Raw genomic sequence first — 22,138 nt, 5'->3', positions numbered from 1 at the left:
GTCGTTAGCTCAGTCGGTAGAGCAGTTGACTTTTAATCAATTGGTCGGGCGTTCGAATCGCCCACGACCCACCATTTAATAATCAAGCGGGCGGTTAGCTCAGTTGGTAGAGCATCTCCCTTACAAGGAGGAGGTCGTTGGTTCGAGCCCAATACCGCCCACCACTTCTTTTATCCTATCTCATTACTTCCTATATTTTCTTTAAATGATCATAATTACAGATCAGTGAGTTAACGTTTTATTTATTGCTCTACAACTTCACCGATTGATTTTTTAAATTAGCTTTTTATGAGTTATTGCATCGTTTTTCCTATTACACTTACTTTAAGTGTGTGTGCTTTCTAAGTCATTCTAATGGTTTCATTTATTTTCATGTCCCACGGTACATCTCGTTTGCTTTGCTTCTTTCCTCTTATGTACTCTGTTTCTATAAGGTTGTTTTTAGTCTATTCAGACATTAAGTCTTCTATATGATGCAAAAAGTTAACAGACGGTTTTTCATTACGCTTTTTTACATTCTGTTATATTTTATCCGGAAAATAGAGGTGTTCTCAAAGAGGAAATAAGGGCTTTCATGCCTTAATTGGTACACTATATTTAAAATAAAGATGAGCAATTTTTGAATACTTTCCATGTATTCGCCTGAAATATTCAAAAAACGAGAGCGGTTCGAAAGAAAGATCTACTCTTTTTTTGATGATCTATAGGCTTTTTCGGTTTATTTATAAAATTAAATAACTTTAAAAACAGTATATTGAGTGACTTTAGTGTGCTTAACACGATAAAACCTTTTTAAAATTAGTGAGTTAAGGCATTTTTTATGACTATAAAAAAAGTACATTTTTTTATTTTTAATAAGGAAATTGAAGGAATAAAGATAAAAAATACAATTTTATAGTTAATCTTTCTTAATCATCATCCATTTATTACTAACATGATGAAATTAAATGATTAAATATAATAATATTTAAATTTTTTTATCCTTCTTTTAAATAATTATAAAGTTAAAAATCCAATTCTAACTAAATGATTTTTATATTATTTTTGTAAAAAATTGATATTTGTCAATTTATTCGCAATAATGAACTACGTAACAAATGATATAAAGCAAAAAGAACTTATTTCATCATTAATTGATTTGTCCTTAAGTGGTTAATTTCATTTTTTACTTAAAATGGAGAAAATTGTGCATTTGACAGGAATATAAATTATATAAAAATATTAATGTTTATTTCGGACTAAGAATAACTCTTATATAGAGTGAGTATTAATACTTAGGACGTAAAAAGAATATTTCTTGTGCTTTTTAACAAAATTAGATCATACTAAAATGGATATTTAACAGATCATTCATTTTTAAATTTAATTTAAGTTGCAATAAAAATTCTATTTTTACGCTATCAAAATGCGTGTATTTGAGTGAAAAAGAAAGAATAGAATAATATGGCGATAAAGTGTTCAAATTTTGTTGTGGTGATCTTAGATGTAGAATAACTTACTGATAAAGCAAAAAATATTTATGCAAGTGATTACGTTTTTTTATTGTGTAAATGAGATTTTTAATTTTATTAATAATAAAAATTAGTTATTCATTAATAGAAATTCAAAAAAAATGATTAATTAAATATATTGCCTATTTATTCGAGTACAATAAAGATTTATTACATCTTAAATATATTTAGCTGAAACGCTAAGGGTTTATGCTTATATATATTTATTAACAAATGTTTAAAAGGTGATCTATATCTTAATGTTAATGTAATGAGTGCAACTCACTAATTTTAAATGATAATTTTTGTTATGCTGTAAATCCATCAGATTTCATTGACATTACTTAAGCTCTTTCAGAAAAATAAGAAAATTACCTTCTTTATGAGGTTAATTTATTATTTTAAATAAATTAGACTAATATAACTTGACTTATTTTTGCACAATTTAGGTTATCACACTTTAAATTAGTATGCTTGCAGGTGATAATTCTAATTAATGAGTAAAGTTTAAGAAAAAAAAAGAGCTATTTTATAAATAAAATATTTTAACTATATGAAAATAAAGAATATATATCGTTATCCTAGGTATTGTTTACTAGTATGAGTAAAGTGCTAAGTCTTCATTGTCTTTTTTCGACTGGTTGAAAGTGTTTAAATGCGTAGTATATTATTTACATATGATAAGTCATGTTATGAATTGTAATATTTCTTATCTACTAAAAAATAATATTTTATTAAAACAAAAAGGTGTCCTCGATAATATATAAATTTATATATTATTGCGCGATAACACACCATTATAAATTAGATATCAATCAAAGTGAAAAGCGAGAACATATTATGAGTAGCAAGTATCCAGTCGCTTATGCAGTTGGACAAAAAATTAAGTCATTAAGAAAATCTCAGGGTTATACTGTATTTCAGTTAGCAAAAGAGATTGATATTAGTGAACAACAGTTATTTCGTTATGAGCGTGGTGTAAACCGTATTGATATTGATTGCTTAGTTAGAGTACTTGAAGTGCTAGGTGTTAATATTGGTAGCTTCTTTGAAGAAGTAACAGGTGGAATGACTCAAGAAATTGAGCATAATGAACAACATATTCCAGCTCATTTCGATAGTAAGGCTCTTTCTATTTTCTAAAAATATCTTTAAATTAGAGGATAACTCATTTTAGAATAACTAAATTTAGTAAGATAATTCTTATATCTGTATATCTTTAAGATTAGTAAATAATAAGAATTTTCTTAGTTAGGAGAATAAATCCTCTATATAATATCAATGCCCTTATTAGGGCATTTTACGTTTTTAGGGAAATGAAAAGTTTTAATTCTCGTCAAGAAAAAGAAAAATGTTATTGCAGAATACCTGAGACTTACATATCTGTAAAAATATACTCAAATACCTATTGTTATGTGTAAATTAACAGGAGGGTAAATACCTATAAATATAAATCTCTTGCTAATCAGCTTTTATATTACCTACTATCATTTTACTCTTTGATAACATTTTCAAAGCTATTAATGTATAACTTATGTGTTTTATATCAAGGAATTCAAAAAGAATAAAAATTAGTACGATAAAAATTGAAAAAGAGAATCGGGTTAGAAATTGGGAATAGATCAATTTTTTAAATTTAAGCATTTAATGGCAATGTAGGAATGGTAACAGATAATCTTCCTATAAGAGAGAGCCTACAGCCTCTTCACCTTCATGATGAAAAGGCTGTCAGTTTAGTCTTTGAGTGGTGGCGTCAAAATATATTCGAGCTGTTGATCACTTAGGGAGATATTAAAAAATGTTTGGTAAAACTGTTTTGTCTCTTTGATGATATCAATGTGTTGTGTTTGCTCTGGGTATAAAATCGTTGCAAGCCATAAAAATTGTAAAGCTTCTTCAGTCGTTTCTCTACACCACCAAAATAGACCTTTGGGATTTGTGTAGACACGGCCTTCACGTACTGCAGTAATTGATTGCCATTCAGGTGAATTCTTGATGATTTCCGTATCTCTAGCATACATAGTAACAATAACATCAGGGTTGGCATGAATGACTTGTTCTAAAGAAACTTCACCTGCTCGAGTAGGTACATTGTCAAACCAATGCTCTGCAATATTGACTCCCCCAGCAAGTGTTATCCAATCATGATTTAGCGAAGGTGCGCCTGACGTTCTTAATGGCGACCCAAAAGCATGATACACCTTTATTGGCTCCTTGATGCTTATCTCACTTACTATACTCTCTACAAGCGCTGTATTACGCTGAAAGTAAGCTAAATAATCTTTTGCTAATTGGTGGCTACTTGAGCCTAAAATTTCCCCCGTAATCAGGGTTCTTTCTAACAAGGCGTCCATTGAGCCTGACTTTAACAATGCAACACTGATCCCTGCATTTTCTAGCATTGTCATTTGTGCATCAGATAGTTTTCCTGTTGCAAAAAAGATTTGAGGCTGACTAATAATTAATGTTTCGATATTCAGTGTGTCATTATTACCTTTACTAGAAATTGAAGCCATTTTTATAGCTGGAACAATCTCGGTAAAAAAAGGAATGGTTTTGACTAAATCGGTTGTAGAAACAATTTTATCTCCAGCACCAAGCATCGCAAGGATTGCATTTTGTGCATTCCAACTAGTGGCGACTCGTTCTGGTGAATCTGGAACAGTAATCGATTGGTCTTGATAATATTGAACACTTCTTTGAGCCTGTACATTGGAAGAGGTACTGAGGGCCGAACCTCCCAGTAATACAATGCACAGGGTTTTAAAAAAACCTTTATACATTTAACTATCCTCTTAGAGTTCAATACTGATAGATGCGGAAATTTGGCGAGGTGTACCTAAGAAAGCATTAGCACCACCAATTGCACCATTTTGGTTACCAGAGAAGATAGACGCCCAATAATGTTCATTGGTAACGTTATCCAAATTCACACGGAAAGTTGTTTTTTTATTCCAATACTGTGTTTGATAACGAGCACCTAAATCGAGAGTGGTATAGGCTTTTGCCCACATTGTATTTGTGGTATTTGCCGCACGTTTTCCGGTGTAGTGAATATTAGCACTGTAGATAACATTTGGTGCGGTAGGGTAATGGTATTCAGCTAATAAATTTGCTTGATATTTTGGTACACCCACAACATCTTTATTTTGGGTTTCAGCTTTTCCAGTATTGGTTAATGTGGGATCTAACCATGTCATACTACTGAATACGAACAATTCATTGGTTACTTGTCCATTAGCAATCAGCTCTAATCCCCGGTTACGTTGTTTGCCTTGCTCTTTAAATATATTGTCATTTCCTACATAAGCAAAAGGACGTTCTAATTGGAAAATAGCTGCATTTAAATTGAGATCGCCAATTTGTGATTTAACACCTATTTCCCATTGTTCACTACGGTAAGGTTTTAGTACTTCACCTTTGTTATTTGCAGTATCGGGTGCTGAATCACCTTCTTCTAATGAATCTGCATAAGAAACATAAGTCATCACTTCCGGGATCGGTTTAAACATTAATGCGACGGCAGGACTTAAACCATTTTCAGTATGATTTTCACCACCTGCACGATAGGAAGTTTCTTTGATCCAGTTTTGGCTTAGCGATCCCATCACTGACCATTGAGGATTAAAGGTAACGGTATCACCTAAAGTAACGGATTGAACTTGTGAGCGACTATTTTTAGTGCGAGCGCTACCAGTATAGAAGCCTTCATTAGAAGGATCATCATAACGATGTGGATTATTAATATCTTGTGTTGGCAATGTAAATTTCAGATCGTTACCATTTGCTCCGTAAATATCCCAACGATAACCACTAGTAGCGAGGACTAAATCATGAGAAAGTGTGCCTGTCATCACATGACCATTAACATTGATAGAATGACTTAAAATCGTAAAACGACCATAAGTAGAAGGAACAGATAATGTTGGTGTAAAGTGCTTACCATCATTACTTAGCTGGTTAGAAACAGAACGGAATCCGCGATCGGCAGTTTGATAGCCGATTGCAGCATTTATTTGCCAATCTTCATTAAAATCATGTTTTAGTCGGCTACTTACTGTTCTGGTATGTAGATCAACACCTGCAAAAGCTTGACCATAGCCTGTTTTAGTTGGATCCGGTGCATCAGGTAATGTGGTGACTTTTGATCCATAAGAAAATGCACCAGGATAACCCATTTTTTTAAACCAATAATCACTAAAATTCACTTCTAGCACGGTATCAGAAGAGATATTCCAATCAAAAGCAGTACTAATAAGCTGGCGACGTGTTTTACTACCGGCAACATAACCTTTACCTTCATCATGCATTAGATTAATGCGATAACCAAAAGTGTTGTTATCATCAATAAAACCACCTAAATCAAGATGGCCTTTAAATTGGTTATCATTGACATAAGTAGCATTCAGTGAAGTTAAGCGTTTTAAGGTTGGACGTTTTTGTGTGAAATTAAATTGTCCACTTGGACTTGCTGGCCCATAGAGTGAACCTGTTAGGCCATTTATAATATCTACACGTTCAAGCATTTCGATAGGAAAGGCGGTGGTAGAAATAATATTCACACCATCTAAACGAGAGTTAGCAACAACGTTGCCCTGCATTCCACGGTTTTGAGGGCGACCAACATCCATACCACCACGTGCTTGCATTTGGGAGGAGGAATTATATTTTAAGATATCCGAAACACTGGTAACTTGTTGATTTTCAATCATAGATTGAGTTAAGGTATTTGTTGTGTAAGGTGTATCTAACCATTTTTTCTCACCTAAGGGTCCCATATCAACTTCACGAGTTACAAATCCCGCGCCAGCCTCACTATTATTCACTGGTTGTGCAGTAACGATGATTTTTTCAGCGTTGTCAGTGGCTATGCTTGCTGATATGGCTAATGTTTGTGCTATAGCACAAGCTATTGTCGAAATGATAAATTTCTTCACGATTGGCTCCCAAAATGTATTTTTTAATTATTTAAATTCATCGATATTAAAAAATTTATACAACGATGCTCATCGCAGATGTGAAGCAATATGATTCATTATATAAGTTTTTATATAGCGATGGAGGGCGCCGACTATACACCGAATAACATGTAAATAAAATGATATATTTGCTAATAATAAGATTATGAAATTACTTCTGAATTAAGATCAAAAAAATACCCGTTTACACGGGCATTTTAGATAATGATCCTTTTGTAAGGCGTAACCAGAGGGAATTAACGCTCTGCTTTTTTAGTTACTGAACCATGAGTATCATGTTTTTGGTGACGATGATGACCATCAACCATACTGCGGAATGTCTGTGTAAAAGTGTCACCTAATGTACATAAATAGAAGTGAGCACAAATAAACATTAATGCCACAATACCCAAGACTAAGTGTGCTTTTAACATCCAATAGCCATAGCCAAGTACTTCTGGATATAAACATAATAATCCAGTAACAAGTAACAGTGGCACTAAACCAAACATCACGCCTAAGTAAGCCAGTTGTTGAAGAGGGTTAAACTTATCAGTTTCAGTTGCAGCAAAAGGATGAGGCTCACCTTTCATTATGCCATAGAGGTAAAAACGAGCTTGTTTGATACAACGTGCAATTAATCCACTAAATCTTACTTTGTAATGTACGCCATTACTGGTTGTTAGATTGATAAGAATAAAACCAATCCAGAACGCGATAAGTACGAAACCACAGATTTTATGTAATAGCACCATTGAAGTGACATTTCCGATAGAGAAATGCCCTAAAAAGCCACTTAGTAATAATAGGATAAACAGTAAAGCATTACCCCAGTGCCAAAAACGGATCGCTTTAGAATATAAATAAACACGTTCTTCTTCGTAATGACCAGACTGTTTTGGTGCAAGGGCATAGCGTAGTAAGCCATGAATAACCAAAATTGCTATCATGGCAACGATTAATAAACCTGCCGCCATTAACCATACAGGCCAATAATCTGGCGTATAATGGAGTTCTGCTCCCCAGATACTAGTCATGCTTTATCCCCCTGATGGATTTCTTTACGACGGAATAAACTTGGTTTTCCGACATTATCTAATTGGTATTGATAAACGGATTTTTGTTTGATCCAAGCCTGAATTTCAGGTGAATCAATACGACCAAAAGCAAGTGCATCTGTTGGGCATACCGTTACACACGCAGGTAATTCACCCTCAGCTAATCGAGTATCAGAGCAGAAATTACATTTATCTGCGATGTGTGTCATTGGGTTGATATAACGAACATGGTAAGGACATGCTCCAACACAATAATCACAGCCAATACACAACTCTTTTTTCACCTGTACGATGCCATTTTCATCAATAAAAGAGGCTCCAGTTGGGCAAACAGAAACACAAGGTGCATCTTCACAGTGCTGACATGACACACGGAAAAATTGATAATGTGGAGCACCCGCCTCATCGTTGTGTGGGCCTTGAATTTGAACTTGAAGTCGGCTGAAACCTTCAGGAATGTCATTGATGACTTTACACGCTACAGTACAGGCCTGACACCCAATGCAACGTTTTTCATCATGTAGCATGACAAATTGTTTATCATTATTGTTCATCGTTATTTTTTTCCTTAAGCCCGACTAATTCTGACACCTGATGTATGCACATCAGTACCCGATACAGGACTAATTTCATGAGGTAATAAGTTGCCACAGTGAACACCTGTTGTAGTCGCTGCTGTTTTTGCACCTGCTTTAGCACCCGAACCCATATAAACAAATACAGTGTCAGGGCGAATGCCTTCAGTGATTAAAGCGTGTGCTTTTTCTTTACCTATACTGTTTTCCAGAATGATTTCATCACCATGTTTAATACCATGATTTTTTGCTGTTTCTGGATGAAGCCAAACTGGGTTTTCCCACATTAATTCAGCTAATAACGGCACATATTGTGTTGCACCATTAGTATGAACGGCGACTTTACCTTGAATAAAATAAAGCTCGTCTTTTTCTTTTAATGGGAAGTTGTGGAAGCGTGGAATACCGTAGTTTTCTAAACGGCTTTCTAATTCTTCAGAGTAGATTTCAATTAAGCCACTTGGTGATTTAAATGATAGCGCTTTTTCCATTGTGTCATTGCTATCAACATGTTTGATGGCTTCTGGATATTGCTCAACAAAAGCTTTTACATAAGAAGGTTCGCGTAACAATAATGGAATACCATAAGATACATAGCCTTTTTTATGCATCTCTTTGTATAGTGCTTCGCTACCATTAACTTGATAAAGCTGTCTTACTCCCATGTTTTCCCAAGGGAAATAGGCTTCTAATCCCAGTTTTTTACCTAATTCCATCCAAATTAACCAACTTGGCTTAGTATCACCAATAGGTTCAACCACTTGTTGTCTTAACGCATATGCAGGATTTAAACCTGATACATCAGCAACTTCTTCATCACGTTCCAAGTAGGTACATTCAGGTAATAAATAATCGGCATAAGCGGCACTTTCGCTTAAATACACATCACAACTGACAATTAAGTCCAACTTCTGTGCTGCTTTTTCTAGCTCAGGACGGCAACTGACTGTTTGGAATGGGTTATGACGAGACATAATCCATGCTTTTGTCTGATACGGTACGCCTTCTAATGTTGAGTCGATAATTGATTGAACAATACCGCCACCTTTATTGATATATTTAAATTGAGGTGCTGTTGCATCAATGCGTTTTGCGGTAATTTCAGGCATACCTTTGACACTTGGTTTTGCCAATTCAGGAGCAACATTAATACCTGCTAATTTATTGTATTTTGCTGCTGCTTTTTTCTGATACATACCACCTTCACGTTCAATATTGCCTAGTAAAGCATTGAAGGTGAAGATCATTCTGCGCATATTGATCTCTTCTTTATTAAAGGTTGCGCGGTGACCAGGCATAATCAGTGCATGAGGGGCTTTTGCTGCAATTTCTCTGGCGATACGAGCAATGTCTTGAGCGGGAACATCTGAGTGCGCTTGAGCCCATTCAGGGGTTGTATCTTGTAGAACCTCTTTTAATTGTGGGAAACCTACCGTAAATTTCTCAACAAATTCTTTATCGTAGAGATCTTCTTTAATTAATATATGGCACATTGCCATTAGAACTGGCAAATCACCGCCAGGGCGGATTGCGAACCACTCGTCTGCTTTACTTGAAACAACAGATAAACGAGGATCAAAACTGACTAATTTTGCACCACGTTCTTGTGCTGTCATCAGTTCATGCGTTTCAGCAACTTCAATACCTTCATACAGGTTATGACCAAAAGAAAGAATATATTTTGAATTTGCTAAATCCATTGCCAGATCGCCACCCATCATAACGGATGCAGCAATGGCTTTACCTGCTGGGCAGGTTGATGCATGTGTAAACGTATTTGGTGAGCCAAAGGCTGCCGCAAGATGGAATAAATGAGAGGAGAGTGAGCCTGATTTTGAAGAAAATGAAATACTCTCTGCGCCATAGCTTTGTTTTATGGCATTCATCTTTTCAGCTATTTCTTTATAGGCTTGTTCCCAGCTTATGACTTCCCATTCACCTGCACCTCTAGGGCCTTTGTGTTTCATTGGTTTGACAATACGATTTGGATCGTTAACAAGGCTAACACCACTTCCACCTCTGGCACAAACTCGGCTACTTTGATGCTCTGCGTTTCTGTTTCCTTGGATAAATACAGTTTTATTGTTAACAACCTGAGCTTCTATAGGACAACGATAAGAGCACATCTCACATAGACTAGGTGTTAATGTTGACTGACCCTTAAGAGAATCTACAGGATTAAATGCAAGTGCACCCGGTGGTAAACTACTTACGGTACAACCCACACATCCTATCCCCATCCCCTTAATGAAAGAACGACGACTAATACTCATATAACCTCCAGTTTCTTCTTATAGCTAAATATTATATACAGGCGGTTAAATAAATATTTGAAGGCGTCTCCAATTTATTAATCTATAAGTGATGACTTAGTTGTAAATAATAAATAATAGAGAATAAGACGTTAATAAATGTCACAAAATAAATTAACTAAAATAGACAAAATCAAATGATAATTATTTTCTTTTATTAACTTATATTATAAAGGTTTTGAGGAGGAAGAGAGGATCTTAGAGGATGTAACAATAAAGCTTACTTCTTTTAAATTCACTTACTTATGCCATTAATTTGTTTTATTAAAGTGTATTTTAAATATATGATTAATTACAATAAATAATTGACAAAAAAGGCCATCGATATATAATAATTTATATATCGAATGTCGGTGATATTGTAATTAATTTGTTATTTAAAAATAAAATTAAATAATATTTCTTAGCATTATTTAAATCCAATTTCTTCTTAAAATATAATTTTTAAAAATAGCTAACTTATTATTTTCATAATAAATACGAATAAAAGAGAAAAATAAATAGATGACATTTTATACGAAAAATGCTCATTGAAACGTAATCAAACTGATACTAAATATAAGACAATCTATAAATTATTATTCATTATGTTTAAATATTAATTAATAAAGCTAATAGTTATCGGGCTGTGTATTGATTGTCAAAAAGAGCTATTTTTTGTTTTGTGCATATTAATAATATTAATGCCAAGTAAATATGCGTAGGAAAAGGTTTAAAGTAAGTGTTAAAAACAAAGTGGCTCATGAATATTGAAAGCCACTTTGTTTGCATGTTGTCAAAGTTATTTTTCTGTCTATCTTTCTTATATAAAAGAAAGGATTTAAAACAACATAACAATTAAGACAAGGCTCAGTAATAGGGGGTAAACCCTTGCATGCCATTTGTCGGGAATACGGGATAAAAAATGCTCAGAAATCTTTAAACCTATCCATGTGCTACAAATCAGAATAAAGGCTGCCTTTAGCCAAATATAACCAATAAAACCAGATTCATTATTTAAAGGTGACGTAAAAGAAAGGGCGACATAAGTAAATGTTGCCGTGAGAGCTAAAGGTAAGGTTAATGCATTTGCCATTGCTGCTGATTGTGCCATGGGTGTTCCTCTACGGCGCAATAAAGGTACTGTCATGACGCTTCCACCAACGCCTAGAAAAGCAGCGATAATACCAATCACTGTGCCATTAACCGTTTCTCTTGCTTTAGTTACTTTTTTTGAGTTGTGAGTAGGGGCCATAAAACCGGGGCGAAAATAGCAGTCTAAAATAGTGATAAAAAGGTAACCAATAAAGATCCATTTGATCCACGTACCTTCAACTGTTAATGCAAGAAGAGCGCCTAAGATCCCGCCAAAAGCGATACCCATAAACAGAATAGACATGATATTCCAATCAAGCCTTTTGGCTTTATGATGTTTAATGGTTGTGACTGTTGCAGAAAACAACATAATTAATGCAGAAGTAGCAACTGCGATTTGCATAGCATGTTCGGCAGGTAAACTGTCTATTCCCCAAAGTGTCAGAATAAGTGTATAGAGTAGGGGAACCGTGACAAAGCCACCGCCAAAGCCAAATAACCATGTTGTGATGCCTGAAATTAAACCAAAAGAAACCAGCCAGAGTGTCATTTCAAATCTCCTGTTGAGTCAGGAGATTAACAATATAGAATAAAATGATGGCTTACCCACGTGATAATGACAAGTTTATATGAATTTAGGACAATTTTAATATTATGCGTAATATCGATATTAACAGTGTGGATCATCTTCCTCGTGAAATTTTGGCATTAGGCTCTGATTATCCTTATGACACATTACTTGAAGCACATCATCATCGGCGAGCGCAATTTTTATATGCACCCAATGGCGTAATGAAAGTCAAAACAGAAGATGGCCAATGGATTGTATTACCTTACAGTGGTGTGTGGATCCCTGCTGAAAAAATACATCAAGTATTAATGTTGGGTAGTAGCACTTATAGTCTCTACATTGAGCCGAATAAAGTACCTCGTTATTCGGAATATTGTGAGGTTTTGCAGGTTTCTCCTTTGCTTCATCAGCTATTACTTTCAGCAAATCAACTTCCTTTGCTTTATGATTTAGGTGGGAGAGATAGCGCTTTATTAACGTTACTTTGTCATGAGTTAGCTCAGGCTAAACCATTACCTTATTTTACACCTTTGCCCCAACATGCTTTATTAGATGCGTTATGTACTGAATTTATGTCACAACCAAGTATTCGTACTACGCCAGAAATGTGGGCTGAGAAGTTAAATAAGAGCCTACGCACTTTTACTCGTTTATTTCATAAGGAAACAGGGCTTTCTTTTCGAGATTGGCGTCAAAAAGCGTGTTTAATGTATGCACTAACGGCGTTAAAGAAAGGTCATTCAGTCACTGAAATTGCTTTAGAATTAGGGTATGAGAATCCGAGTGCCTTTAGTGCGATGTTTAATAAAGAGATGGGATATTCACCGAAATTGTTTTTAAAGCAATTGAAAGAGTTTTAATAAAACAGACATATATAAGAATAAACATAATCAGTGATGATGATATTTATCAGATACTTTTTAAGTCAAATTACATTGTTCAAAAAAGAAACAAAAAAATTCCTTCCAATATCAGTGCGTTAAAACTTGATTAATAGAGAGTGAGGGGGGTAAAATATAGCCCGTCCATAAGTCATACTTGATTTTCCTACGTATGTTCCCTTAGTTAAATGGATATAACAAGCCCCTCCTAAGGGCTAGTTACAGGTTCGATTCCTGTAGGGAACGCCATCTATTACCTAGTCTGTAAATACAGAAATTATTCCTAGAGCATTGTCTATCAATTCGCGCTATTATCACCAAAATTTCACCTTCTCGTTCAATAATTCATAATCCTTTTAGGTTTTTATATGGAAATAAAATCAATTAATGATATTCGCTATTTGAAGTTTTTATTTATTGCTTATTTTTTTCTGCTGATAGGATGTAATTCAAGGCCAACTGATATTCCTGTACCGCCTGAAAATTTTTATCAAGTTTCAGAAAAAATTTATCGTTCTGGACAACCAACGCCGGGCGAAATGAAATGGTTGGAAGCTCAAGGTATAAAAACGATTATTAATTTACGTGAATATCATAGTGATAGTGATGATGTAAAGAATACGCAATTAGAAGCTTTTCAAGTAAAAATGAACGCAGGTAGAATAACTGATGAGGATATTATTGCGGTATTGCGTAAAATAAACAGTTCGTCTGGACCAGTATTAGTACATTGCTGGCATGGTAGTGATCGTACAGGAACAGTCATAGCAATGTATCGGTTAATCTTTGAAAATTGGACAAAAGAGCAAGCAATTACTGAATTAAGAAAAAAAGAGTATGGATATCACGAGCTTTTTTTCCCTAATATTGTTCAATATTTAGAAGATGTGGATATTTCAGTAATAAAACAACAAGTATTCGATTAGTAAGTGACAGATAAGCAAATGATTTTTTTGTTTTATACGCTATTGAAAAATAAAAATAGCGTATTCTAAATAACAAAGATGATATTTATAAATTTATGTGGAAATAAAATGTTAAGTAATTAGATTAACTTGATGTCAGAAATTACTTGCCCGCATTGTCATACGAAAAAATAGAAATAATGCTAAAAGATGCTTGCCAATGGTTTTATAAATGCACTCATTGTCATACTTTATTAAAATCTCTTGAGGGAGATTGCTGTGTATTTTATTCTTATAGAACAGTCTCTTGCCTGCCTATTCAAGAGGCGAAATTATCTGAGAAATTATCATATTGCTGCCAAAATGAGAATAAGTAATTATCTATCTATAACAGTTAAATAAAATATCTTTATATTCAAAGGGAAATTAAATATTAGCTAACTTATTGCTTTTATTTTAAAAGATATTCTTGTTTACAAAGTAAATTACTGCTAGATTTTGTTTAGTCTATTTATAAGGTTTATTTTTATGTCATATTTTACAACCTCTTCAGCAATTATTATTACCATCTTTTAGTGGTGGGAATTGGTTGTATTAGGAACCCGCCAGATAAGCGGGTTTTTTTATTTTAGACTCCTTATCTAGCATAAAGAAAAGATAAGGATAAAAATGTTTACTCCACAAGAAGTTGATCAACATACCCAATCACTAATACAACTAATTGCAAATGCAGACCAAGCTATCACTGACGAAAATTTTGAGTATCTCATGAAATTTTATACTGAAAATGGCACGTTGGTAGTTAAAGATGATTTGCATGTTGCTGGTAAGCCTTCACTAAAAAAAGCATTTATGGCGATCGCTGGATTTTTTAATCACTCATTACAAGTCTCTCAAGGAAAAGTAAAAGTTATTTTTGGTGAAGATTGTGCGCTTGTTTTAGCACAAACACTTTTAAGTGCAAATATGCCAAATGAAGGAAAATTTAATACAGTAAGAGAAGCCACTTATGTTTTTAAATTTATCAATGACCAATGGCTTTGTGTTATCGATAACTCTTATGGTACTGATTTATTAAAATCATCTCCAGATGCTCGTTTACATTTTTTCTGTGGAAAAATTGCTTCTGGTAAATCAACTTTAGCAAAATCATTTGCTAAATCACCCAGAACGGTATTAATCAATGAAGATGAATGGCTATCGCGGCTTTACCCAAATCAAATAAAAACAGTGACTGACTATATTGAAAAAAGTGAGTTAATGAAGGAGCTATTGAGCAAACATATTGCAGCTCTTCTTAGCGCAGGAAATACCGTTATTATGGATTTTCCTGCTAATACGCCTAAACAACGGCAATGGCTAAAATCATTAGCTGATAATGCGAATATGCCTTATTTATTTCATGTTTTGAAAGTAGAAAATACTGAGTGTAAAAAACGATTATCTTTACGTAATCAATCTGACGAAAACCCGTTTAAAACAACAAATGAAGAGTTTGATTTTATCACAGAGCATTTTTCGTACCCTGATGCTAAAGAGCAATTAGTGATAAAAGAATATCAGTAAATAAGCATCAAATATTATTATATTAACCTTATAATATTGGGCTAATATTGTAAATTAGCTCAATGGGATAATCCTAAAAACTGAATTATCTTATAAGATCAACGCCTAATAAAAGTACCACTTGTTACGCATTGACAGTATTATGTATAGAATTTATGAATATGCGAACTATGATGCTGCTCATCATAATATAATTAGCGGAGAACATTATGAAGTATCGCCTGTGCGGTGTTGCTCTTTCAGTCGCCTTACTTTCAGGATGTGCAAGTACCCCTAATAATGGGGAGGGGCGCTCTGATCCATTGGAAGGGTTTAACCGCCAGATGTTTGATTTTAACTACTATGTTTTAGACCCTTATATCCTACGTCCCGTTGCTGTTGTTTGGCGTGACTATGTTCCGCCACCAGCAAGAAATGGCTTATCTAATTTTCTCGGTAACTTAGAAGAGCCTGCTAGTATGTTAAATAGTGTATTGCGTGGCGATTTTGAAAAGGGAGCAAAACATTTTGGTCGTTTTTGGATCAATACAGTCTTTGGTATGGGTGGCTTAATTGATGTTGCTGGTATGTCCAAAGAAACAATGGAAAAAGAAGTTCCAATGCGATTTGGTAGTACGTTAGGTCATTATGGTATGGATTATGGCCCTTATGTGGTTGTACCGGGCTATGGTAGCTTTACTGTCCGTGAAGAGGGTGGTGATTGGGCTGACTTAACGTATCCAATGTTGAGCTATTTAACGTTTTGGATGTCAGCGGGTAAATGGGCATTAGAAGGCATTGAAACGCGTGCACAATTGCTCGATTCCGATGCTATTTTACAAAACTCGTCTGATCCTTACTTAATGATGCGTGAAGCTTACTTCCAGAGTAATGACTTCCAAGCTGGCACGGTAAAAGAGAACCCTAATGCGAAAGCAATTGAAGATGATTTAGATTCAATTGATTAATTTTTGCGGTTAGCTTGATGAATAAATAAAAAATGGTCTTGAAAAAGACCATTTTTTGTATAAAAAGCACAGTGAAAAATTAGAAACGATAGTTAAAGTTCATACCGTATAACCATGCTTTACCTGATGATTCGAATTCATAAGCTGGTAATGGCAAATCTTCAGATAATTTCTCTTTAATTGTGACTTTTTTACCGTGCATATACGCTAAGCCAACATCAACAGACATATCTTTATTAAATGCATAAGTTGTACCCGCACTTAACCAGAAGCGATCTTGGTCTGGAATAGAGATTGAGCGTTTATCAGCAGGGACTGGGCTATCATCAAAGGCAATACCTGTACGGAATGTCCAGTTATCATCATGATAATAGGTTGTACCTAAAGCCACACGCCATGCATCACGGAAGCCTTCTTCTTTCTTGAATAGTTGCTGACCATCACTCTTACGTGTGGCTCTTAACTCTTCAAATGCACTCCAGCTTGTGTAAGCAAAGTTATAGTGAACAGCCCATTTTGGTGCAACGCGGTGATAAGCGGCAAATTCCCAAATTTCAGGTAGGTTAAGGTCAAGTTTACCTTTAATGGTTTCACCGTTAGTACCTACAATTCCCATTCCTTCGAGTTGTGGAATTGAACGTAAGTCACTTTGGTATTCACCGTCTTTAAATTTCACTTTAACTTTAGAACGGTAAGTAAAGCTTACACGGTTATCTTCGTCGAATTCATATAATAAACCCGCGTTCCAACCAAAGCCCCAAGCATCACCTTTCAATTGAGCGAAGCGATCACTTGGTGATAGGCTTGATAAATAACCGCCTAATTGTCCCATGCCCGGTTTTTGTGATAAAGCACCACCTAAAACTTTACCCGCTTCACCAACATGGCGTGTAATTTCTGCATCGGCATAAAGGGCATTTAAGCCTAAACCGACACTAAATTGGTTATTTACTCGATAACCCGCACTTAAGTTTAAGTTCATGGTTTTTAAATCAGTTTTACCGCCAATAAGGCCTGCAGCATAATCCTTTTTAAAATCAGTCGCTAAGCCAAAGTTTGTTGTGCCTGATGCACCAATTGCCCATTTATCATTAATAGGGGCAACAAAGTGGATATTCGGGACTAATGCACTTGGTGCGATATCACCAGCATTAGTGCTAGCACCTGTAAGCGGAGATTTACCTTTAATATCAACGCTTGGGTTAATATGGATAGCACCTACAGAGAATTCAGGGCGATCAAACATAGTGAGAGCAGCAGGGTTTCTGCTACCTACGCTTGCGTCATCGGCAATAACGCCTTCTCCTGAAAATGCACGCCCTAGTGCTGAAGTAGAATATTCATTTAACTGAAAACCGGCAGCGCCTGCTTGAGAGGAGATAACACCTACCAAGGCAGCTAGTGCTGTGCGAGTAAACAGGTTTTTACGGTTCATGACCTAAACCCTCATAATTTTTTTAAGTTGTTACTTCTGATTAGAAGCGCTGGATTTTAGGTGCGGTTGTCGTTATGACAAATCAGACCAGTTGATTAAGTATAAAGTTGATTACCCCAAATGTTGCAAGTATGTTTTACAAATATTGCCATTTTGATTTGATAATTGGGATTTGGTTAACATTATTTTCACAAAATATCCCAATAAAGATATTTTTGATTGTTAAATAAACAGAGTAATCAATTTTTTTTGTAAAATTGTAAGATAATTTGAGCTAAAGCAGTTTATTTTATTTTTTTGCAATTATGATAGATAATTAACATTTCTTTCGTTGGGAGACTAAAATGGCAGACGCAATCAATCGCTGTAGTGCAGAAGAAACCGCTGCTTGCTGTTGTGTAGATGTGGGTACTATTATTGACAATAAAAATTGCACTGCGTCATATCAGCATGTCTTCGCTGATAAAGTAGAAGCGCAAGCAATGTTGGATCAACTCAGTGCAAAAGCACAATCTATTGCTTCAGAGCCTTGCAAAATTAATCAACAATTTGCTGATGTTGATGGTGGTGTTCAACTTACCGCTGATTTTACATTTTCTTGTGAAGCAGAAAACCTGATCTTCCAGTTAGGATTACGTTAATCCGCTGAAAATAAATAGATTTAAGGCTGTTGAAATTCAACAGCCTTTTTTATTGCCCACCATTGTGTTTTTTATCCTTCCTATCGTTATTGTTGGGTTTCAGACATTCTATCGAAATAATGCGCGCTAACTCCCACTTCTCATAAAATGATGTTTCTGGTAGGTGAAATTTTTGTTAACACTATTGTCAGGTCAGACCTCTTTGGTGTTAGGAACTCATTTTGTCAGGAGCCGTTATGAAGTCATCAACGAACAGTGCTATGAAAGATCGCATCGCCATTGTCAGCGGGCTACGCTTACCTTTTGCTAAACAAGCGACTGCGTATCGAGGAATACCTGCGGTTGAATTAGGGCGTTCAGTGGTTCAAGAATTAGTGACTCGCAATGAAATTCCTCCCGAAATTATCGATCAACTTGTTTTCGGACAAGTGGTTCAAATGCCAGAAGCACCGAATATTGCCAGAGAAATTGTGCTCGGTGCTGGCTTAAGTGTAAAAACAGACGCCTACAGCGTAACAAGAGCATGTGCAACGAGCTTTCAAGCGATTGCAAATGTTGCTGAAAGCATGATGGCAGGGCATGTTTCTGTCGGTATTGCTGGTGGTGCAGATTCATCATCTGTTTTACCAATTGGTGTCAGTAAAAAATTAGCAGATGTGTTGCTAAGTCTTAATAAAGTAAAATCATTAGGCCAACGTTTAAGTTATTTAAGTCAATTACGGTTTCGTGATCTTCTCCCTGTTGCTCCTGCTGTGGCTGAGTATTCAACTGGGTTACGTATGGGAGATACCGCTGAGCAAATGGCAAAGACTTATCATATTTCCAGAGTTGCTCAAGATGAATTAGCACATCGTTCTCATCAATTAGCAACTAAAGCATGGGAAATGGGAAAACTAGATAATGAAGTGATGACCGCTTTTTTCCCGCCTTACAAAGAAGGTTTCCATCAAGATAATAATATTCGTAAAAACTCTGTTCTTGATTCTTACGCTAAGTTAAAACCTGCTTTTGATCGTCGTCATGGTAGTGTGACTGCTGCAAACAGTACGCCATTAACGGACGGCGCAGCTGCAGTATTAATGATGAAAGAGTCAGTTGCAAAAAGCTTAGGTTATCAACCACTTGGTTATCTACGTAGTTATGCATTTACTGCAACAGATGTCTGGAAAGATATGTTATTAGGCCCTTCATATGCCACACCACTTGCACTTTCTCGGGCAGGTCTTTCTTTGAGTGATATAACATTAATTGATATGCATGAAGCTTTTTCCGCACAAACATTGAGTAATTTGATGCTATTTGAAAGTGAACGATTTGCTAAAGAGCAATTAGGGTTATCCAAGGCAATTGGAAAAGTGGATATGGATAAATTTAATGTGCTAGGGGGATCTATTGCTTATGGACATCCGTTTGCAGCGACGGGTGCAAGAATGGTGACACAGACGCTCCATGAGCTTAAACGCCGAGGTGGCGGATTTGGGTTAACGACCGCATGTGCGGCAGGTGGATTAGGTGCAGCGATGATTTTGGAGGTGGAATAATGGAACAACAACAAACAACACTAGAAAAATCTTCCGTTTTCCAATTTTCAGTTCGTAACGATAAAGTTGGCGTAATAACCATTGATGTTATCGGCGAAAAAGTGAATACCTTAAAAGCTGAATTTGTGCAGCAGTTCCAAGATGTTTTGAAACAAGCGCAACAACATTCTGGTGTAAAAGGATTAATTATTACATCAGGCAAGGCAGATAGTTTTATTGCTGGCGCTGATATCTCGATGATTGCGGGTTGTAAAACCAAAGAAGAAGCGAGTGCATTAGCAAAAGCAGGGCAGGATCTTTTTACGCAACTTGAAAATTACCCATTACCTGTTGTGGCTACTATCAATGGCGCATGCCTTGGGGGAGGGCTTGAATTAGCATTGGCCTGCCACGGACGAATTTGTTCTGACAATAACAAAACACGTTTAGGACTTCCTGAAGTGCAACTTGGGTTATTACCTGGCTCAGGAGGAACTCAGCGTTTGCCTCGTCTTATTGGTGTAACGTCGGCGTTAGATTTAATTTTAACGGGTAGACAAATCAATGCTAAACGAGCGTTGAAATTAGGTCTTGTTAATGATGTTGTTTCGCAAGATATTTTATTAGATGTTGCAGCAAAATGGATTTTGTCAGGTAAAAAAGAGCAGAAAAAGCATTCAATCATGGATCGTTTCTGGGCAAATACCACATTAGGGAGGAATATACTTTTTGGGCAAGCGAAAAAACGCGCATTAGCTAAGACAAAAGGGCAATATCCTGCAGTTGAACGTATTTTACATGTAATAGAACGTGGACTTGAAAAAGATCTTCAAACAGGGTTTAAAGAAGAGGCGAATGCTTTTGGTGAGTTAGCGATGACACCTGTTTCATCGTCGTTAAGACACCTCTTTTTTGCTTCTACAGCACTTAAAAATGAGACAGGATCATCTGAAAAACCAGATAGTTTGCATCACATCGGTATTTTAGGTGGGGGATTAATGGGGGGCGGTATAGCTTTTGTTACTGCCACAAAAGGCAATTTACCTGTAAGGATCAAAGATATTAGCGATAAGGGAATTGCTCAAGCCTTAAATTATAGTTGGAAAGCGCTTTCGACCAAGGTCAGTAAAAAAAGATTATCTGTACGTGAACGCCAACGCCAAATGAGCTTACTTTCTGGTTCATTGGATTACAGCGGTTTTCATCAATCCAACATTATTGTTGAAGCAGTTTTTGAAGATCTTGCTTTAAAACAGAAAATGGTGGCAGATATTGAAGATGTGGGTAAAGGTAAAATTATTTTTGCATCTAACACCTCTTCATTACCTATTCATGAAATTGCAGAAACAGCGAAATATCCAGAAAAAGTGATCGGCCTTCACTATTTTAGCCCTGTAGAAAAAATGCCATTAGTTGAAGTTATTCCGCATGAAAATACTAACGAAAAAACTATTGCAACAACGGTGGCTTTTGCTAAAAAACAAGGTAAGGTCGCGATAGTTGTAGGTGATAAACCCGGGTTCTATGTTAATCGTATTCTTGCTCCTTATATTAGTGAAGCATTGACATGTTTAGTACAAGGTGAGCCGATTGAAAATATTGATAAAGCACTCGTTCAGTTTGGTTTTCCTGTAGGGCCTATTCAGTTATTAGATGAAGTTGGTATTGATATTGGTACAAAAATAACACCAATATTAGTGAATGCATTTGGTGAACGATTTGCTTCTCCACCGGCTGTTGATGCCATTATTGCTGATGATAGAAAAGGGCGTAAAAATGGCAGAGGTTTTTACCTTTATACAAAACATGTTCTGCCTTTTTCATTTGGAAAAAATAAAAAACAGCCCGATCCCACTATTTATCGTCTTTTACAAATTAAACCCAAAAGCCAATTATCTTCCTCGGAAATCACAGAACGTTGTTTATTATTGATGCTAAATGAAGCAGTTCGTTGCTTAGATGAAAATATTATAAAACAACCGCGTGATGGTGACATTGGTGCTGTTTTTGGTATTGGTTTCCCTCCTTTCTTTGGTGGGCCTTTCCGTTATATGGATAGCATGGGAACGACAAAAATAGCAGAAAAACTTAATCAACTTGCTGATAAATATGGCGAAAAATATCGTCCTTGTGAACGGCTAGTTGAAATGGCTAAACGAAATGAACGTTTTTATGATTAATTAAACCTCTATACCATTGCATTTT

General features: G+C 35.6%; 16 protein-coding genes and 2 tRNA genes. 11 read left to right on the top strand and 7 right to left on the bottom strand.

The features are described from left to right. The first annotated feature begins 88 nt into the window (after nt 1-88). Both ABN256_RS04615 and ABN256_RS04610 read left to right on the top strand, forming a co-directional pair. Nucleotides 89-164 (top strand) — tRNA-Val (locus ABN256_RS04615). A gap of 2,166 nt (nt 165-2,330) precedes the next feature. After that, nucleotides 2,331-2,633 carry a helix-turn-helix domain-containing protein gene (locus tag ABN256_RS04610; protein WP_072068753.1) on the top strand — a complete coding sequence of 101 codons (303 nt, stop codon included), beginning with the start codon at nt 2,331-2,333 and terminating at the stop codon, nt 2,631-2,633. Between the two features lie 590 nt (nt 2,634-3,223). Here ABN256_RS04610 and ABN256_RS04605 read toward each other — a convergent pair. The 6 genes from ABN256_RS04605 to ABN256_RS04580 all read right to left on the bottom strand — a co-directional run bounded on the left by ABN256_RS04605 (nt 3,224) and on the right by ABN256_RS04580 (nt 12,017). After that, the gene (locus tag ABN256_RS04605; protein WP_349439195.1) at nt 3,224-4,273 is read right to left on the bottom strand and encodes an ABC transporter substrate-binding protein; all 1,050 of its coding nucleotides are present in this window, start codon (nt 4,271-4,273) and stop codon (nt 3,224-3,226) included. A 12-nt stretch (nt 4,274-4,285) separates the two neighbouring features. Then, nucleotides 4,286-6,427: a TonB-dependent receptor gene (locus ABN256_RS04600; protein WP_349439194.1), complete on the bottom strand. Its 2,142-nt coding sequence runs from the start codon at nt 6,425-6,427 to the stop codon at nt 4,286-4,288. A gap of 278 nt (nt 6,428-6,705) precedes the next feature. Next, nucleotides 6,706-7,485, bottom strand: coding sequence for a thiosulfate reductase cytochrome B subunit (phsC, locus tag ABN256_RS04595; RefSeq protein WP_196553786.1), 780 nt, complete (start codon nt 7,483-7,485; stop codon nt 6,706-6,708). Further along, the gene (locus ABN256_RS04590) at nt 7,482-8,060 is read right to left on the bottom strand and encodes a 4Fe-4S dicluster domain-containing protein (RefSeq protein WP_196553785.1); all 579 of its coding nucleotides are present in this window, start codon (nt 8,058-8,060) and stop codon (nt 7,482-7,484) included. The genes phsC and ABN256_RS04590 overlap by 4 nt, the downstream gene beginning before the upstream one ends. Nucleotides 8,061-8,074: 14 nt before the next feature. Further along, the gene (phsA, locus tag ABN256_RS04585; protein WP_349439191.1) at nt 8,075-10,354 is read right to left on the bottom strand and encodes a thiosulfate reductase PhsA; all 2,280 of its coding nucleotides are present in this window, start codon (nt 10,352-10,354) and stop codon (nt 8,075-8,077) included. 859 nt (nt 10,355-11,213) lie between these two features. After that, nucleotides 11,214-12,017, bottom strand: coding sequence for a sulfite exporter TauE/SafE family protein (locus ABN256_RS04580; RefSeq protein WP_196553783.1), 804 nt, complete (start codon nt 12,015-12,017; stop codon nt 11,214-11,216). Nucleotides 12,018-12,121: 104 nt separating this feature from the next. On the opposite strand from ABN256_RS04580, the gene ABN256_RS04575 reads away from it, so the two are divergent. The 6 genes from ABN256_RS04575 (at nt 12,122) to mlaA (ending at nt 16,337) form a co-directional block, all read left to right on the top strand. Then, entirely contained in the window at nt 12,122-12,898 is a 777-nt protein-coding gene (locus ABN256_RS04575; RefSeq protein ID WP_349439190.1) for an AraC family transcriptional regulator, read from the top strand. Nucleotides 12,899-13,093: 195 nt separating this feature from the next. Continuing rightward, nucleotides 13,094-13,168: transfer RNA gene (locus ABN256_RS04570), tRNA-Arg, on the top strand. 119 nt (nt 13,169-13,287) lie between these two features. Beyond that, nucleotides 13,288-13,845, top strand: a complete 558-nt coding sequence (locus ABN256_RS04565; RefSeq protein ID WP_196553781.1) for a fused DSP-PTPase phosphatase/NAD kinase-like protein — start codon at nt 13,288-13,290, stop codon at nt 13,843-13,845. Nucleotides 13,846-14,024: 179 nt separating this feature from the next. Then, nucleotides 14,025-14,201 carry a GDCCVxC domain-containing (seleno)protein gene (locus ABN256_RS04560; RefSeq protein WP_349439188.1) on the top strand — a complete coding sequence of 59 codons (177 nt, stop codon included), beginning with the start codon at nt 14,025-14,027 and terminating at the stop codon, nt 14,199-14,201. A 292-nt stretch (nt 14,202-14,493) separates the two neighbouring features. Beyond that, complete coding sequence (locus ABN256_RS04555) at nt 14,494-15,390, top strand: AAA family ATPase (RefSeq protein WP_349439187.1); 897 nt, start codon at nt 14,494-14,496, stop codon at nt 15,388-15,390. Nucleotides 15,391-15,599: 209 nt separating this feature from the next. Beyond that, nucleotides 15,600-16,337: a phospholipid-binding lipoprotein MlaA gene (gene mlaA / locus ABN256_RS04550; RefSeq protein ID WP_072068652.1), complete on the top strand. Its 738-nt coding sequence runs from the start codon at nt 15,600-15,602 to the stop codon at nt 16,335-16,337. Between the two features lie 79 nt (nt 16,338-16,416). Here mlaA and fadL read toward each other — a convergent pair whose 3' ends face one another. Beyond that, complete coding sequence (fadL, locus tag ABN256_RS04545; protein ID WP_196553780.1) at nt 16,417-17,772, bottom strand: long-chain fatty acid transporter FadL; 1,356 nt, start codon at nt 17,770-17,772, stop codon at nt 16,417-16,419. 344 nt (nt 17,773-18,116) lie between these two features. Between fadL and ABN256_RS04540 the strand changes: the two genes are divergently transcribed. The 3 genes from ABN256_RS04540 to fadJ all read left to right on the top strand — a co-directional run bounded on the left by ABN256_RS04540 (nt 18,117) and on the right by fadJ (nt 22,113). Further along, nucleotides 18,117-18,413 (top strand): YfcZ/YiiS family protein, encoded by a 297-nt coding sequence (locus ABN256_RS04540; RefSeq protein ID WP_082151772.1) that lies wholly within the window; start codon nt 18,117-18,119, stop codon nt 18,411-18,413. Between the two features lie 236 nt (nt 18,414-18,649). Further along, on the top strand, nt 18,650-19,954 hold the full coding sequence (gene fadI / locus ABN256_RS04535; protein ID WP_196553779.1) for an acetyl-CoA C-acyltransferase FadI: 1,305 nt from the start codon (nt 18,650-18,652) through the stop codon (nt 19,952-19,954). Continuing rightward, nucleotides 19,954-22,113: a fatty acid oxidation complex subunit alpha FadJ gene (gene fadJ / locus ABN256_RS04530; RefSeq protein ID WP_502929685.1), complete on the top strand. Its 2,160-nt coding sequence runs from the start codon at nt 19,954-19,956 to the stop codon at nt 22,111-22,113. The genes fadI and fadJ overlap by 1 nt, the downstream gene beginning before the upstream one ends. The last annotated feature ends 25 nt before the right edge of the window (nt 22,114-22,138 follow it).

This window comes from Proteus sp. fly-1008 (assembly GCF_040140305.1).
Taxonomy (GTDB): Bacteria; Pseudomonadota; Gammaproteobacteria; order Enterobacterales; family Enterobacteriaceae; genus Proteus; species Proteus vulgaris_B.
Note: the sequence above shows the minus strand (reverse complement) of the source record. Positions and strands in the feature narration are given on the sequence as shown.